Raw genomic sequence first — 14,947 nt, 5'->3', positions numbered from 1 at the left:
TGTCAGTTCATTCACCCTGCCCTTGCCGCTTATCTGGCTTGTCGGGCACGGATTTCTTAGGTGAGCTGGCTGTCATCAATTGGGAGATAAAAAACAGCCATCCGCTGGAGCGCCGCTCCTGCAGCAGCACGGCAACAATAATGATGATGCCCTTGAGCACCAGTTGCGTGTTGCTGTCGATATTGTTGAGTTGCAGGATATTGCTGAGAAAACCAAAGATGAGCACGCCCACAAGGGTGCCGATCATCGAACCGCGCCCACCCATCAAACTGGTGCCACCAATGACGACGGCAGCGATGGCATCAAGCTCAAGTCCCATGCCCGCGTCGGGCTTTCCCTGTCTGTATTGCGCAACATAGAGAATACCCGCGAGTGCCGCGAGATAACCTGATATGGCATAGACGGTTATTTTTACCCGCCAGACCGGCACGCCCGCCAGCCGTGCGGCCTCTTCATTGCCGCCGATCGCATAGATGTATCGCCCGAACTTGGTGTATTTCAGAATTACCCAGAACAGGATGATGATGCCCGCGAAAATCAGCCCCGGCACCGGAACCAGTCCAAATATCAGCGAGCGTAGAAACTCGAAATTCTCTGTTGCGTTGCTGCCGGTGTAAACGGGCCAGACAGCCGTGTTCTGACCGGCCGTCAGGCGCGCAATTCCAAGCCCGGCTACCATCATGGCGAGCGTTACAATAAAGGGCTGTAACCGGCCGCCAACGATGACAAGTCCGTTGACCATGCCGAGCAGAAAACCGACAGCCGGAACCACCAGGAGGACCAGAAGCACACCCGCCTTTGTGTCTGCGCCTGATGCAACCCACCAGGCAATAGCGGCCGCGACCACGATCGCCACAAAGGCGATAATACGGTTCAACCGTGTTTGATCATTCGCCTGTTCGCCGGCAGGCCGGCTTTGCGCTCTGGTTATAAACAATCCAGCGCCCAGAACGACGAGAAATACCAAGACAAAAATGGCGGGAACACCGATGGAATAGGCGGCCGACCAGCCTTCATTGGTCAAAAGCATGGCGCAAACGACGGAACCGAGCGCGAGGACAGATCCAACGGACAGGTCGATTCCGGCGATAAGAATGACCAGCGTCATACCCACCGCCGTGATGCCCGTGACGGAAATCTGCCGGAAAACATCAGAGATGTTGCCGTAGGACAGGAAGATATTGTGTCCTTTGGACGAGACGGGTGAAGACAGGATGCCGACCAGAAACAGCAGCACCAGTCCCCAATAGAGTTTGGTCGCGTTCAATAGGGTTCGGATTCGGCCGAGATTGCCTCGGGATGACTGCATGGTCTGCTCGCTTGTTTGTGTCATGCCGCGTCCCTCGAAAGGGCTGTTCCCGTGGGCGTCGCCAATTCCATGACACGCTCTTCGGAAAACTCGGCGTTTTCGAGAATGCCTGATGCCTTGCCCTCACACATCACGAGAATACGGCTGGAGAGCGCAAGAAGCTCGGGTAACTCTGAACTCACCATGATGACGGCGACACCGGCATGTGCGAGTTTTTTAAGAAGGTCGTAGATTTCGTCTTTTGCGCCCACATCGATGCCGCGCGTCGGCTCGTCCAGAAGCACGACGCTTGGCCGGGTTTCCAGCCATTTGCCGAGCACCACCTTTTGCTGGTTACCGCCGCTCAGTTGGTCGATCCTCTGATCCGGGCCATCGCAGCGCACACGCATCGATTTGATGACGCGACTGGCGACAGGATTTTCACGGCGTCGATTGATCCAGCCAAACGGTGCAAGCCAGGGTAACGAGGGCAGCACGGCGTTGGAGCGGATATCGGCATCCATAAGAAGCCCGGTGCCCTTTCGGTCTTCCGTGAGGAAGGCGATTCCTTTTGCCACCGATCGCCTGGGTGTTAGCGCGCGTGCATCAAGAACAACGCCGCCACGCATGATCGTACCGGAGCGTTCTCCGGTCGCCGCTCCGAAAATCAGTTCGAGCACTTCTGTACGACCTGAACCAAGCAAACCGCCAATGCCGAGAATCTCACCCGCATGAACCTCAAAACTCACATCATTGACCACGTTATGCATGCTTCCGCGTGAGTTGGGGCGACGCAGGCCGAGATTGCGCGCAGAAAGCACCACAGCTCTGTCTGATACGTCTACCTTCGGTTCCGGCGCTGCCAGGTCGCGACCAACCATCATGCGGATGAGATCGCGTTCGCTTACGTCTTGCGCTTTGCGCGTGGCGATAAAGTTTCCATCACGCAGAACAGTAATCTTGTCAGCCAGAGCAAAAATCTCATTCATGCGGTGGGAAATGTAGACAATGGCAACGCCGTCACGGGCCAGCTCCCGTACGAAACTCGCAAGTCTCTGCGCCTCGGCTTCCGAGAGCGCCGACGTCGGCTCATCAAGAACCAGTACATCGGCATTCAGGGACAACGCACGGGCAATCTCGACAAGCTGCTGCTCCCCGACGCGCAAATTCTCGACATCGGTGCGCGGATCAATGTCGATGCCGAACCGGTTGAGAAGTTCGGCGCTCTTTTTCTCGATGCTGCCGCGATCAATGAACAAGCCGCCGATCAGCGGCTCTCGGCCAAGAAAGATATTCTCAGATACGGTCAGGCTCGGAATGAGATTGAGTTCCTGATGGATGATGGCAATGCCATTGCGCTCTGCCTCCTTGGGAGACGCGAAATCAACCTCCCGTCCCCGCACATGCATATCACCGCCGCTGCGACGGTGAACGCCGCTGAGGATCTTCACCAGTGTCGACTTCCCCGCACCGTTTTCTCCCATGACAGCATGAATCTCGCCCGGATAGATGTCGAGATCAACGCTGCGGAGAGCAACAATATGGGCAAACGACTTGCTGATGCCGCGCATCGATACGATCGGCAGCCGACTATCCAAAATGTTCCTCCCAAAACATTCTTTCAAGCTAATATGTAACATGTTAGATGTTATTGAACAGGAGTCAAATGCTTCATTCCATCTAATGAGGTCATGACGATTTCGCGAAATTGGGCATTTCGGGGAGCATGGAACGTGCAATTGGGGACAGGCGGCAAAAGTTACAGAGAACAAAAAGTCGTCGCGGTCACACGCAAGGATCAGGTGTATTCCATCCTGCGCCAAGCCATCATTTCATCGCAGCTCGCACCGGGCGAAGCCATCCGCAAGGAACTGGTGGCACTGCAACTCGGCGTATCACGTACCCCGGTCAGCGATGCCATCAACCGTCTTGCTGATGAAGGGCTGGTGGAGATTTACCCGCAGACCGGAACCTTCGTTGCGCGGTTGCGGCTGGACAAGATCGAGACCGCGCAGTTTGTCCGCATTGCGCTTGAAACGGCGGCGATCCGGCGTGCAGCGGAGCGAAGTTCAGCAGACACCGTGCATAGCCTGCGCAACAATTTGGATCGGCAGCGCAAGGCAGCAGAGATCAGGGATTTCGAGGGTTTTTACGCGCTTGATGAAGAACTTCACGATATGATCTGCGATGCTGCCGGTCTGGTCGGATTGCGCGAGATTGCCTCGAAAGAGCGCAGCCAGATCGACCGCGTGCGACGGCTGCTCCTGCACTACGAAACACGCATGGTTGAAACGCTGAAAGAGCATGAAGCGATTGTTGCGGCCATCGCGGACAACAGCGTTGAGCGGGCAGTTGCAACAATGGAAGATCATATTTCCAAAATGGGCAAAATGCTGCTGCAGTTGCAAACCAAGCGACCCGAACTTTTCGCGAGCTAGAAACACTCCTCGCCGCCACGTCTAATCCGCGTGCAGGTCACGCGGGATTGCCGGCCCCACGTTCAGATCCCGGAATTGTGCTTCAAATCCACCCCGTTGCGGTGAACAGGCCATGATGCCCACTGATGCGTCCGCATTGGAGAAAGGCGCAAGCCGCGCCAGCTGCCACGGCGCGTCATTGACCGCAAACTGAACGCGCACCGCGTCATCATGGCGGGTGAGCCTGATATGCACATCGTCTTCAGTTCCAGCTGTGTGCAAGGGGATAACCGACCAATCGGAAATGCGATTGGTGACCACAACACTGAAATGCATGAGACCATCGGTATATTCGATGCCGGTCTTGATCCAGTTCTGGGGATTGATCCGAAGCATCAATCCCGCCTGATCGTACAATTCCTTGTAATACCCCCGCACAGTCACGCTGGCGCTGAAATCGCCACTGACGGGCGTCAGATAGGCGTGGCCGTTGTCGCGCTCGAAGCCGTAAAATGTCTGTTGCCAGAAATCGGTGTTCTCAGCTGTTGAAAGCGCAAGCTGACGGGCATCGCCGTGGTGGGATTCTGGCTCATTGAGCCAGTGATATTGCATGTTCATGAGTATCTCTCCGCAGGCGAATCCGATCGGATACGGCGCGAACGATGATATCAGATTGGCGGAAGCATAAAAGCCAGCCTCCAGTTATCAGCACTGCCAGCATAAATCTTTATGAGTGACGCGCGTCAGGCCGTTGGTTGATTGATGCAACACGAAACGGCTGTTGAAAATATCCCTTCTCGGCCAGGACATTCAGTTCACGGTTTGCCGCCATCACGGCCAGCTCGTCAATATTCTGAACGCCGCTTTCATAAATGGCGATCACGATCTTGGCGAGATGGTTACAACGCGCATGGGTTTTCGGGCAGCGATCAAGCATCTTGGATGCCTGATTGTGGGCCTGCTGCATGATCTCCCAGTCGGTTGTGGAGTGAATACGTTGGTCCCTGCTTGTAAAAGGCATGACACACTCCCTGAGATGGCTAAGGCTTTGACAGTACCTGCGTTGTCACCCCGTCATGGTGCATGAAAACCGCAGATGAGAAGGAAGTAAATTCCTCTTTTGTCCCTAACGCAAATCACACTCGGTGATGACAGCGATAACTATTTCGTGATGGTGGTTCCACGGGTATAAACAGGGGGTATTTTTGTTGACCAAATATCTCATGTTTTGTATGGCTGAGGTGTTCCGGGTCCTTGTTGGCACGACCGAAATTTGCTCTGCAAGCCATACAAACTAAAGAGGTTTTCATGAAAATCAACTTTCCGACTTTTGCGAGTGCTGCGGCGCTTGTCGTTGCTTTAATCACCACTCCGGCGATGGCGCAGAGCGCCGATGGCATCGTTGTGTACAATGCCCAGCACGAGAGCCTCACGAAAGAGTGGGCTGATGGCTTCACCAAGGAAACCGGTATCAAGGTGACGATCCGCAACGGCAAGGACATGGAACTTGCCAACCAGATCGTTCAGGAAGGTACGGCCTCCCCGGCTGACGCGTTTCTGACGGAAAACTCGCCCGGAATGGTTCTCGTTGACAATGCCAAGCTCTTCGCACCGCTCGACAAGGCGGTACTTGACCAGGTTCCAGCCAACTTCCGTCCTGAGCATGGACGCTGGACCGGAGTCGCCGCCCGCTCGACCGTATTCGCCTATGACAAGACCAAGCTGACCGAAGACAAGCTGCCAAAGTCACTTCTCGACCTTGCCGATGCGAACTGGAAGGGTCGCTGGGGCGCAGCGCCTGCTGGTGCAGACTTCCAGGCCATCGTCAGCGCCCTTCTGGAACTGAAAGGTGAGGAAACAACGGCCAAGTGGTTGAAGGCACTCAAAGAAAATTCCAAGGCATACAAAGGCAACAGCGTTGCCATGAAGGCCGTTAATGCTGGCGAGATCGAAGGCGCGGTGATCTATCACTATTACTATTTCGGCGATCAGGCCAAAACCGGCGAGAACAGCAAGAACGTTTCGCTGCACTACTTCAAGCATGAAGATCCGGGTGCATTCGTAAGCATCTCAGGCGGTGGCGTTCTGGCTTCCAGCAAGCACAAGGAAGATGCGCAGGCATTTCTGAAATGGGTTACAGGCAAGAGTGGCCAGACTGTACTGAAGGACGGAGATTCTTTCGAGTATGCGGTTGGCAAGGATGCGGCATCCAATGCAGCGCTTGTTCCTCTGGCTGACCTGCAGGCTCCAAAGGTCGAACCTTCCAAGTTGAACAGCAAGAAGGTCACAGACCTGATGACGGCAGCAGGATTGCTTTAACCGCCGCGCCGGTTATCCGGCACGGAAAGAACAGCTCGCACCTCCTGCAGCGACATTTGGTCCTGTGGGGGGTGTTGTTCGATTTGGCTTCGGATAAGAAGACTGATCAGGTCGCGACAAAGCGCCCATGCCTATGAAAGCAAATGTGAATTGTTATCAACCGGATCAATAAACGGTGCAGATCCCGACGCTGATGTCGCGCGGTTCCTGAAAGCCCGACGCCGCTTGCCGTCTCTGTCTGTTTTCGGCTTTGCAGGGATTGTCGCATTTTTCAGTCTGCTGCCGCTCGGTTTCGTCATCTGGGTTACCATGCAAACCGGATGGGATGCGGTCGTAGCACTGGTGTTTCGCGCCCGGGTTGGCGAACTCCTGGTCAACACGGTTCTACTGGAAGTCTGGACGATCCCGCTTTCGATCATTCTGGCAGTCAGTCTGGCTTGGCTGACGGAGCGTACCGATCTACCCGGTGCCCGGCTCTGGGCTTGGCTTGCGGTTGCGCCTTTGGCTGTTCCTGCATTTGTCCACAGCTATGCGTGGATCAGCATTGCTCCCAGCCTGCACGGTCTGTTCGGCGGTGTACTGGTATCTGTTCTCGCCTATTTCCCGTTCCTCTATCTTCCTGTTGCCGCGCAGATGCGGCGGGTCGATCCTGCGATGGAAGATGTCGGAGCATCGCTTGGCCTTGGCCCATGGCGTGTCTTTTTTCGCGTGCTCCTGCCGCAACTGCGCCTTGCGATCTGCGGCGGATCCCTGCTGATCGGTCTCCATCTTTTAGCAGAGTACGGCCTTTTCGTGATGATCCGCTTCGATACATTTGCGACGGCGATCGTCGACCAGTTCCAGTCGACCTTCAATGGCCCGGCTGCCAATATGCTGGCAGGCGTCCTTGTACTGTGCTGCGCGGGTTTGCTGGCACTTGAGGCCCTGATCCGCGGCAACGAACGGTATGCGCGTGTCGGCTCGGGCTCAGCCCGCCCCGCTACGAGGCATCGGCTTGGCTGGCTTGCGCTGCCCTGCCTGCTGATCCCGCTGATCACAACCGCATTGGCACTCGGTGTTCCTTTCGTGACCTTGGGCCGCTGGCTTATTGCCGGAGGCACAGCGGTCTGGGATCTCGGTGCCATTGGTACTGCTTTCGGCACCACTGTGCTTCTGGCTATTGCCGGTGCGCTCCTTGCCACCGTCGCGGCCATCCCAATGGCTTGGCTTTCCGTGCGGGCTCCCGGCCGGATTCAACGCGCGCTTGAGGCCTGCCATTATTATGTCGGCTCCCTGCCCGGCGTCGTGGTTGCATTGGCGCTTGTGACGATAACGGTGCGCGCCGTCCTGCCGCTTTATCAGACAGCCGCGACACTACTGCTCGCCTACGGCCTGCTTTTCCTGCCGCGCGCGCTCGTTGGCCTGCGCGCCAGCATTGCCCAGGCACCGGTCGAACTGGAACGGGCAGCCATGGCCCTCGGCCGCACACCTGCACAGGCCGTCACGCGCATTACAATGCGGCTGGCAGCGCCTGGCGCAGCGGCAAGTATTGCGCTGGTTGCGCTCGGCATTACCAATGAATTGACGGCCACACTGATGCTTGCACCCAATGGTACACGCACACTGGCCACGGAATTCTGGTCATTGACCAGTGAGATTGATTATGTGGCTGCTGCGCCCTATGCACTGATGATGGTCGTGCTGTCCCTGCCCCTCACGCTCCTGCTGCATGCCCAGTCGAAACGGATTATTGGACGATGACTTTCCTCGACATTCGCGGTGTAACCAAACGATACGGTGTAACCACTGCCGTTGATGATGTGACACTTTCGGTTGCAGCAGGAAGTCGCACGGCGATTGTCGGTCCGTCAGGATCAGGCAAGACGACCTTGCTCCGCCTCATCGGTGGCTTCGAAGCTCCCGATAGCGGTCAGATGACGTTGAATGGCGAGATCTTGGCCGATGGGCCGGCAATTGTTCCTGCACATCGCCGCAGTGTTGGATTTGTGACTCAGGATGGTTCACTGTTTCCGCATCTAACCATTGCTGACAATATCGGCTTTGGGCTCGACAAGCGCAACCCTGACCGACCCCAGCGTATTCTTGAACTCATGGATATGGTCGAACTTGATACCGTCATGCTCGGTCGTCGTCCGCATCAGCTTTCAGGCGGGCAACAGCAACGCGTTTCTCTCGCTCGCGCCTTGGCGCGGCAACCCAAGCTGATGCTGCTGGACGAACCGTTCTCCGCGCTCGATACGGGCCTGCGCGAGAATATGCGCAAGGCTGTTGCCGCGGTTTTGAAGCAAGCCGGCATCACGACCATTCTGGTCACCCATGATCAGGCGGAAGCCCTGTCCTTCGCTGATCAGGTTGCCGTCATGCGACAGGGAAAACTGGTGCAGGCCGGATCGCCGCGCACGCTCTACCTGAACCCGGCAGACCGTACAACGGCGTCCTTTCTTGGTGATGCCATTCTTTTGCCTGCAGAGCTCGGCGACGGATGGATTGATTGCGTTTTTGGCCGGTTGTCATCGGCGACGAACAAGCGTCGTGGCACAGCGGAAATAATGTTGCGTCCCGAACAGTTGAAACTCGTCGCCGTGCCCGAAAAGGATGCCACGGCAGCACCTGACAGCAATATTGGTTATGGCAAGGTAATCGACATCGAATTCGGTGGAGCCGTGTGCACCGTGGCCCTTGCAATCGTCGGTAACCATGGCACTCGTCACGGCCAGACGACTTCGCCGGTGCAGATCAAGTGTTCCGCGGTCAATCTTCCGGCAACCGGGGATCATGTGCGCATTGAAGTCCTGGGTGAGCCGCATATATTCGCCTGACGCGATGGTTGTTCCCGAAGCCGGGAAACGCGATCGCCCAAACAAGCATGCTCCCGGAAGGAACACCCATGTCACTTTCTATGTACCAGATTTCAGTCCCGGTCTTTATCCGCGGTTTCTCGATCCTCTCGGCACTGATTGCAAAAGCCGAAGCTTATGCCCAGGAAAAGAAGATCGACCCTTCGGTGCTGGTCAATGCACGTCTCGCACCCGACATGCTGCCGTTCGCCGGGCAGATTCAACGGGCAAGCGACACGTCGAAAGCCACCATCGGCCGGCTGACAGATGTCAAGACACCAAGCTTTCCCGACGAGGAGACGAGCTTTGCCGATCTGAAAGCACGCATTGCCAATACTGTCGCGTTCCTGGAAGGTCTTGATGCGTCTGTGCTGGATAGCAGTGATACCCGGGAGGTTATCCTAAGCTTTGGCCCGAACAAGGCGCATCTGGGCGGACATGACTATATGCTGAAGTTCGCATTACCGAACTTCTTCTTTCACATCACAACCGCCCACGACATCTTGCGGCACAATGGCGTACCCATCGGTAAGCTTGATTATCTGGGTGCCTACAGCAACTAACTGAATCGGTTAAGACCCGTTAGCGCTGCCTCGCCTTGCGGGCAGCGTAGCGGCGATCACGTTCCGCCTTGCGTTCTGCTTCGTCGGCGACGACGCGGGCGATGCGGTTGCTGGACTCCGCCTGAAGTGCGTTGGCAGCCGCAGCTGCCGCCTCTGCTGCCGCAGTTGCTTCGGCGAGCTTGCGATCACGCTCTTCCTGCTTTGTACGCTCACGCTCTGCCTGCCGGGCCGCCCGTGCAGCGGCTATTGCTTCCCGTTCTGCACGCTTTGCCAACATTTCAGGATCGGTTGGCTTAGGTGCTGTTTCGAACTTTTTGAGAAGCTGTTGCTTGGCTTCGGCCGCCGCTTTGCGGCGATCGGCGAATTCATTGAGATGTTTCAAACCGGGGTAGTCCTTGTATGGGTCATTTTTGAGATCCGCTGGAGACGTCCCCGGCATTTGCCGTTGACGCGACGCGCGCCGTATCAAGGCGCACTGCAGATGTACTTCCTGTAACCTACCCGGCTCCCCGTGACAATGAAAGCTCTGACTAAAGAGCAATTGAATTATCAAGATTTCAGGCTCAATGTAACATCTGGTGTCGAACGATAAAAAAGAGCGTGAAAACCCGTGGGGTAATCCCCATATCTCTGGAAGTATCAAGGCATCAACATTGTCATTTTGACAGATGCCGATGGGAGAGCAAAATGGCTCACATTGAATACCAACTGCATGCCTTTGATCTTGATAGCAAATTTGGTTTTGCTGATGGTAACATGTTCGGGTCTCTGCTGCGCGAAAAGCTCGGCAGGCTGGCTCCCAACAAGCGCGAAGTCCTTGTCGAGTGCGTCAAACGTTTTCTGTTGCCGGCCATTCCGCGGCGAGTTCGAACGATGGTCGTTGCCAAGGGACACAATCCAATCCGTCTCGTTGATGGCGAAACCATCGATGATGTCGAGGATGTCACTGTAGGCATCAAGGAGAAAGATGTGCTGCACGTTGCGCTGGAATTGTTGCGCCGCGCCAAAAAATAGCGCCGCGTGCAGACACACGGCGCTCTGTATTGATCAATCGATGGCAACCATGACGTCCGACGCCTTGACGACGGCATAAGCAGTGTTTCCAACCTTCAGCTGCAATTCATCAACGGACTCGTTGGTGATGGATGCGGTAACGATCGAACCGCCCACATCGATACGGACATGGGCGGTGGTCGCGCCCTTGGTCACTTCGATGATTGTTCCCTTCAGCCGATTGCGTGCACTGATTTTCATGGCGTTTCTCCTGTTGTTTGCCGTACTTTTAGACGGCACCATTTCCTTTACAAGGAACAAAAGAAAAAGGCCCGAAAAAGAGGGCCGATTTCAACTGATTCACATCGAACTTCAGTAAAGAGACCAGTCCCTCCTGCGGAGCAACTGAAGCAAGGGAATGGCATGATTGCCCCTGAATCCCGTTACCACAGCTCCATTTTTGGGCTCTTTTGCCTCTACTTTAATTGAAATAAAAGGCGTATGCGGCGAAGTTTCCTTCGAAGATGTTGGTAATCTGGCGCCATTCGCCGTTGCTCATGGCAGGACCATCCTGAAGATAGGGCACAGCTGCCGGGCCGGTTATCCACAGCACAAGGTCGAAGGGTTTGGGATCGTCGAAAACCTTTGCAAGGTTGATGCCCTTGTCAAAACGCCAATGAGGGACAAGAATCTTGCCGTCCAGCGCCGCTTCAAACTGCGACAGAACCGCGAGCCATGCTTGGATGCGCTCCGGCGTCACATCAAAAGATGGCAGAACGCCACTCTTCTGCTTCGGTCCAGGCAGCCATTCGTGATCGTCGTCGGTTTCCTTGTCGATCAGCGCCCAGGTCTCGCGGTTGAGAACGATGACCTTCTTCAGATGATCTCGCACTTCACCCCACATCGCCTTGTCCGCAACGGGCCAGCGGATGGTGTGGAGAAGCGTTATCGCGTCGGCGATATCGTCGGCCTGCGCTTTGTTGAGACCAAACATTGTCTCTTCTTCAGCACCCTTGCCGTTGGCTTCCGACATAGTTGAGACCGCCCGCGGGAACACGACGCTGAAGCTGCTGTTCCAGCTCTCCGAGAAATCGTGGGAGAGCCACGCTTTGGCGACCGCCATCAGAAGATTGTCATAACCTTGCAGCCATTTCGCATCGGCGGTGTCAAAACCAACAATAAACGGCAAGGGCTCGCCATTCTCGTTCGTATCGGCAAAGGCACGGCCAATGTGGTCTTCCGGGCCGACTGTACCGTCGCCGTTCCAGTCGAACCCGGCAACGGAGAGGTCCACTTTCAGCTTTGCCGGCTTGTCGCCAACGGCTGCAAGCGCCTTGTCGGCCGAATCCAGATCGGCGATGAACGTGGCAAGAATCCCGCGAAACTGTTCATAGGTGACGGGTTCCGGATTGTAGTTTTTGGCAATCTCGCTGGAGCCGCGCCCCAGCAACATCTCGTAGCCATCGGACTTGGAGCCAAATCCATATTTGTAGAGTGACTGAGACAATTTCTCGAAGGCCCGCGCCGACCGGACAAGACCCAGACCCAGTTGGGCATCAGCGTTATTGGTGGCCTTGGCAGCCATAGCCAGCAACTGCTCATCAGCTTCGCCAATACGGCCGTTGGCGAGATATTTCTGAAACAGCTCGGTTGCGGCATTATCCGCCCGTGCTGTTGCGGCAAGGTTGAAGCAGACAAAACCAGCCGCCAGGATCAGGGAAATGAGTTTTTTCACGCAGATTTTCCGTTGTTGATGATATCGAACACCGGATTGATAGGCTGGCGAAACGCAAAAGTCTGCAAAATACAATCAGGCCGATCGTTTATGCACCTTTAGATTCCCGCAAACTCATGGCGAAAGATTGCCATCTCGTGTGGAATTATCGATTTTTTCGGATTCGACCTGCAAGACCTCCTGAGCCCGATCAAGCGTACGCATGGCTGCGAAAAGCACTTCGCGATCGTGCTGGTGGGCTTCGAACAAAGCGACAAAGGCCGGGTTGGTCACCTCGTGGGGTCTTGGCGCCGCCTTGGCACGATTGAGGCTTTCATCAGCGGCCCGCCGTGCCTTCTCGACCTGATTTCTGGCTGTATCAACATCTGACAACGTCTTGAAATACTGGCTCATTGTGCGCTTCGCCGATTTCGATGAACGTCCGACCAAACCGGAGAGCAATGCCTGCTGGCCTTGTTCAACCGGATCTTTACTCCCGGATTGTCCGGAAAATCTGCTGTTCAAGTCGGATACGCTTTTCATGGGCCATTCTTTTACGATTGGCCCGAGCATAGGGCATTGGCGCGGAGCCTGAAACGAAAGCGCGGTTAAAACATCGGCAAAAGCAGGCACTGGATTCCGGTTCTGCCACTTATCCTAGAACCAGATTGCGTTTTGTGGTTACCCAACTCTGTGGGAGGCCCAATGCAGGAATCGCCGGGACATCCAATCTTTCAGGATATGGATCATGCGGATGTCGCCCGTACGCTGGAACGCGACAGAGCGAACCGGCGTGACGTGATAAACATATATTTTTGTCTAGGCCGGCTCCAGCATGCCGAACCAGGCAACAAGGCCGAGCACGGCAATTCCCAAAACGATCTCGACAAGCGTTCCATACCAGATTGCCTGTACGGCGCTTGCCTCGTCGAACCGCATCCGCGGCACGAAGACGTAACGGTTTATGATGGCGAGCGCCGTGAGGAGAATGACAAGAACGATCTTCGTCAGCAGCAGAAACTGATAGGGCGAGGACAAATCCGCCGGAATGTGGCCGAGAATGAGCAGGGTATTGACGATACCGGAAGCAATCACAAGCGCGACGGCGATGTGGCCTGCCGTGGAAAATCGCATCAGCGCGAGTTGAGCACTCGCATGCAGAGTGGGCTGGTACAATTTTCCAAGAACCAGCATGACCGGGACAAGCGCCCCAATCCATGCACCACCGGCGAGGACATGCGCCATGTCATTGATCTGATGGGCGACGCCCGCCCAGCCCTCCTGCATCGCAGCGTGTCCCGTCAAAGCCAGGCTCATTAGAAGTAATCCGGATGCGGCCGCAGCAACAGCGTGTGCTTTGTGCACCGGCAAGAAAAGAGCGGGAATGAGCAGCAAGGCAGTGGCTGCCTGAAAGAGCCAGCTATGACCGACGCTGGTCTCGAAAAGCACATCCCGGATTGTCGTCAGGTTGGCCGCGTCGCTCCACCCCTGCCCGATTGCGCCAGCTTGCAGCGGAAGCGCCAGGAATGTCGACGTTAGAGCAAGGAGAATAGCCGCTACGCGTGCGGCATGAAGGCGCCGACCCGTATCCAACGCCAGAGTCTTGGGAACAAGCAATGTCAGATAGGCAAACGCGCCCCACAGGAACATCGTCGACGCATAGTGCACGAGCCTGCAAAAAATGAGCGCAGTTGCCGGCTCCATCAGGGTTTGACGGTGAACATATAGCTGCCCTTGGTCTTGTGACCGTCGATAGACAGCACGTGCCAATCAACGGTGTAAGCGCCTGCCTGAAGAGGTGCTGGAACCGGGATCATCAGGGTCTTGTTGTCGCCAGCGGCCAATCTTGCCTTGTCGGTCGCAACGGCAGATTTATCCTCCTGCGTTATCGTTGCTCCCGAGAATTTGATGTCCAGTCCCTCGGAGAACGTCAGGTCGAGCTCGGCGAATGATGGTGTCACAACGGCATTTTCAGCCGGCGTTGCGGATTTCAGATGGGCATGGGCAAACGCTTCGCCCGCCATGCCAGCACTGAGAATGGCTGCAATGACAAATACATGGGACAGCTTCGACATGAGAACTCCTTGAGTAGATGGGGGTAAAGGGAGAAACGCAATTGTTGGGTTAGGCATGGAAATTACGCCCGACTTTGGCCGGGATCATGTCGCGCTGCCTGCGCTGCTCGGCGGCGAATTGGCACAGGCCCGCATCATCCATCTCTGGCCGTCACTGTTCAATTCGGTGAAACTCAGCGGCTCGACATCAATCCGCCAGAAAGCCGAAACAGGTGCCTGCAGCGTATGGATAATGGCGGCACGGATGACCAAGGCGTGCGTGACGACGATCGTATGGCCGCCGTCATCCATATGTGTGGTGAGCCAACCCGAGACGCGGTGAAGAAGGTCGTTGAAGGATTCGCCGCCGTGTGGAGCCGAAGCGGGGTTGCTCATCCAATTCTCGACGTCACCCGGAGCAGTCGCGTGGATATCAGCTAGCAACCTTCCTGCCCACCGTCCATAATCCATGTCCGAGATCACGGCCTCAATCGCGGCTTCAAGCCCTAATGCTTGCGCTGTCTGTTGCGCGCGCTGTGCGGGACTGGTCACAAAACGGTGCGCATGGCGCAAATAACCGGCAATATCCTTGGCACGTTGCACTTCGCTTGGTTCGACTGGTTCATCGAGCGGAAAAGCGCCCGTCCGCGTCGCAGAGGTCGCGCCGTGGCAGACAAGGGTCAATCGCGTGGCTTTTGCCAAAATATTCCCCGCAAACACTTGAGAAAAAGGCCGAAACAGCAGCGCGACCGTTCATTGACA

Annotated in this window: 17 protein-coding genes; 6 read left to right on the top strand and 11 right to left on the bottom strand. The window is 55.9% G+C overall.

Annotation, left to right across the window (positions count from 1 at the left end):
- Positions 1 to 7: 7 nt before the first annotated feature.
- Complete coding sequence (locus FHW16_RS20230) at positions 8 to 1,309, bottom strand: ABC transporter permease (RefSeq protein WP_246711872.1); 1,302 nt, start codon at positions 1,307 to 1,309, stop codon at positions 8 to 10.
- 20 nt (positions 1,310 to 1,329) lie between these two features.
- Positions 1,330 to 2,886, bottom strand: coding sequence for a sugar ABC transporter ATP-binding protein (locus FHW16_RS20225; RefSeq protein WP_348643909.1), 1,557 nt, complete (start codon positions 2,884 to 2,886; stop codon positions 1,330 to 1,332).
- Positions 2,887 to 3,021: 135 nt separating this feature from the next.
- On the opposite strand from FHW16_RS20225, the gene FHW16_RS20220 reads away from it, so the two are divergent.
- On the top strand, positions 3,022 to 3,726 hold the full coding sequence (locus tag FHW16_RS20220) for an FCD domain-containing protein (protein WP_182551081.1): 705 nt from the start codon (positions 3,022 to 3,024) through the stop codon (positions 3,724 to 3,726).
- Positions 3,727 to 3,747: 21 nt separating this feature from the next.
- On the opposite strand, the gene FHW16_RS20215 is transcribed toward FHW16_RS20220, so the two are convergent.
- Both FHW16_RS20215 and FHW16_RS20210 read right to left on the bottom strand, forming a co-directional pair.
- Entirely contained in the window at positions 3,748 to 4,323 is a 576-nt protein-coding gene (locus FHW16_RS20215) for a DUF1349 domain-containing protein (RefSeq protein ID WP_182551080.1), read from the bottom strand.
- 109 nt (positions 4,324 to 4,432) lie between these two features.
- The gene (locus FHW16_RS20210; protein ID WP_182551079.1) at positions 4,433 to 4,726 is read right to left on the bottom strand and encodes a hypothetical protein; all 294 of its coding nucleotides are present in this window, start codon (positions 4,724 to 4,726) and stop codon (positions 4,433 to 4,435) included.
- Positions 4,727 to 5,013: 287 nt separating this feature from the next.
- Between FHW16_RS20210 and FHW16_RS20205 the strand changes: the two genes are divergently transcribed.
- The 4 genes from FHW16_RS20205 to FHW16_RS20190 all read left to right on the top strand — a co-directional run bounded on the left by FHW16_RS20205 (position 5,014) and on the right by FHW16_RS20190 (position 9,424).
- Positions 5,014 to 6,024: an iron ABC transporter substrate-binding protein gene (locus tag FHW16_RS20205; RefSeq protein WP_182551078.1), complete on the top strand. Its 1,011-nt coding sequence runs from the start codon at positions 5,014 to 5,016 to the stop codon at positions 6,022 to 6,024.
- 168 nt (positions 6,025 to 6,192) lie between these two features.
- Positions 6,193 to 7,764, top strand: a complete 1,572-nt coding sequence (locus tag FHW16_RS20200) for an ABC transporter permease (RefSeq protein ID WP_432652063.1) — start codon at positions 6,193 to 6,195, stop codon at positions 7,762 to 7,764.
- Positions 7,761 to 8,843, top strand: coding sequence for an ABC transporter ATP-binding protein (locus FHW16_RS20195; protein WP_182551077.1), 1,083 nt, complete (start codon positions 7,761 to 7,763; stop codon positions 8,841 to 8,843). The genes FHW16_RS20200 and FHW16_RS20195 overlap by 4 nt, the downstream gene beginning before the upstream one ends.
- Before the next feature lie 68 nt (positions 8,844 to 8,911).
- Positions 8,912 to 9,424 (top strand): DUF1993 domain-containing protein, encoded by a 513-nt coding sequence (locus FHW16_RS20190; RefSeq protein ID WP_182551076.1) that lies wholly within the window; start codon positions 8,912 to 8,914, stop codon positions 9,422 to 9,424.
- A gap of 19 nt (positions 9,425 to 9,443) precedes the next feature.
- On the opposite strand, the gene FHW16_RS20185 is transcribed toward FHW16_RS20190, so the two are convergent.
- Entirely contained in the window at positions 9,444 to 9,806 is a 363-nt protein-coding gene (locus FHW16_RS20185) for a DUF6481 family protein (RefSeq protein ID WP_182551075.1), read from the bottom strand.
- 305 nt (positions 9,807 to 10,111) lie between these two features.
- Between FHW16_RS20185 and FHW16_RS20180 the strand changes: the two genes are divergently transcribed.
- A complete protein-coding gene (locus tag FHW16_RS20180) occupies positions 10,112 to 10,438 on the top strand; it encodes a hypothetical protein (protein ID WP_182551074.1) in 327 nt (108 codons plus the stop codon).
- Between the two features lie 33 nt (positions 10,439 to 10,471).
- Here the strand turns inward: FHW16_RS20180 and FHW16_RS20175 are convergent, their stop codons facing one another.
- The 6 genes from FHW16_RS20175 to FHW16_RS20150 form a co-directional block, all read right to left on the bottom strand.
- Positions 10,472 to 10,678 (bottom strand): TOBE domain-containing protein, encoded by a 207-nt coding sequence (locus tag FHW16_RS20175; protein WP_182551073.1) that lies wholly within the window; start codon positions 10,676 to 10,678, stop codon positions 10,472 to 10,474.
- A gap of 220 nt (positions 10,679 to 10,898) precedes the next feature.
- Positions 10,899 to 12,152 (bottom strand): hypothetical protein, encoded by a 1,254-nt coding sequence (locus tag FHW16_RS20170; RefSeq protein WP_348643908.1) that lies wholly within the window; start codon positions 12,150 to 12,152, stop codon positions 10,899 to 10,901.
- 114 nt (positions 12,153 to 12,266) lie between these two features.
- On the bottom strand, positions 12,267 to 12,674 hold the full coding sequence (locus tag FHW16_RS20165; RefSeq protein ID WP_182551072.1) for a hypothetical protein: 408 nt from the start codon (positions 12,672 to 12,674) through the stop codon (positions 12,267 to 12,269).
- Between the two features lie 276 nt (positions 12,675 to 12,950).
- A complete protein-coding gene (gene copD / locus FHW16_RS20160) occupies positions 12,951 to 13,835 on the bottom strand; it encodes a copper homeostasis membrane protein CopD (protein ID WP_182551071.1) in 885 nt (294 codons plus the stop codon).
- Positions 13,835 to 14,206, bottom strand: coding sequence for a copper homeostasis periplasmic binding protein CopC (copC, locus tag FHW16_RS20155; RefSeq protein WP_182551070.1), 372 nt, complete (start codon positions 14,204 to 14,206; stop codon positions 13,835 to 13,837). Before copC ends, copD begins: the two co-directional genes overlap by 1 nt.
- Before the next feature lie 84 nt (positions 14,207 to 14,290).
- Positions 14,291 to 14,887: a histidine phosphatase family protein gene (locus FHW16_RS20150; RefSeq protein ID WP_182551069.1), complete on the bottom strand. Its 597-nt coding sequence runs from the start codon at positions 14,885 to 14,887 to the stop codon at positions 14,291 to 14,293.
- Positions 14,888 to 14,947 lie beyond the last annotated feature (60 nt).

The sequence above is a fragment of the Phyllobacterium myrsinacearum genome, assembly GCF_014138285.1.
Classification (GTDB): Bacteria; Pseudomonadota; Alphaproteobacteria; order Rhizobiales; family Rhizobiaceae; genus Phyllobacterium; species Phyllobacterium myrsinacearum_A.
This window is presented reverse-complemented; position numbering and strand designations above follow the sequence as displayed.

Excerpts from the sequence above, each read along its gene's own strand:
- FHW16_RS20230 (WP_246711872.1), bottom strand. The coding sequence starts at position 1,309 with ATGCAGTCATCCCGAGGCAATCTCGGCCGAATCCGAACCCTATTGAAC.
- FHW16_RS20215 (WP_182551080.1), bottom strand. The coding sequence starts at position 4,323 with ATGAACATGCAATATCACTGGCTCAATGAGCCAGAATCCCACCACGGC.
- FHW16_RS20210 (WP_182551079.1), bottom strand. The coding sequence starts at position 4,726 with ATGCCTTTTACAAGCAGGGACCAACGTATTCACTCCACAACCGACTGG.
- FHW16_RS20205 (WP_182551078.1), top strand. The coding sequence starts at position 5,014 with ATGAAAATCAACTTTCCGACTTTTGCGAGTGCTGCGGCGCTTGTCGTT.
- FHW16_RS20195 (WP_182551077.1), top strand. The coding sequence starts at position 7,761 with ATGACTTTCCTCGACATTCGCGGTGTAACCAAACGATACGGTGTAACC.
- FHW16_RS20190 (WP_182551076.1), top strand. The coding sequence starts at position 8,912 with ATGTCACTTTCTATGTACCAGATTTCAGTCCCGGTCTTTATCCGCGGT.
- FHW16_RS20180 (WP_182551074.1), top strand. The coding sequence starts at position 10,112 with ATGGCTCACATTGAATACCAACTGCATGCCTTTGATCTTGATAGCAAA.
- FHW16_RS20175 (WP_182551073.1), bottom strand. The coding sequence starts at position 10,678 with ATGAAAATCAGTGCACGCAATCGGCTGAAGGGAACAATCATCGAAGTG.
- FHW16_RS20165 (WP_182551072.1), bottom strand. The coding sequence starts at position 12,674 with ATGAAAAGCGTATCCGACTTGAACAGCAGATTTTCCGGACAATCCGGG.
- copD (WP_182551071.1), bottom strand. The coding sequence starts at position 13,835 with ATGGAGCCGGCAACTGCGCTCATTTTTTGCAGGCTCGTGCACTATGCG.
- copC (WP_182551070.1), bottom strand. The coding sequence starts at position 14,206 with ATGTCGAAGCTGTCCCATGTATTTGTCATTGCAGCCATTCTCAGTGCT.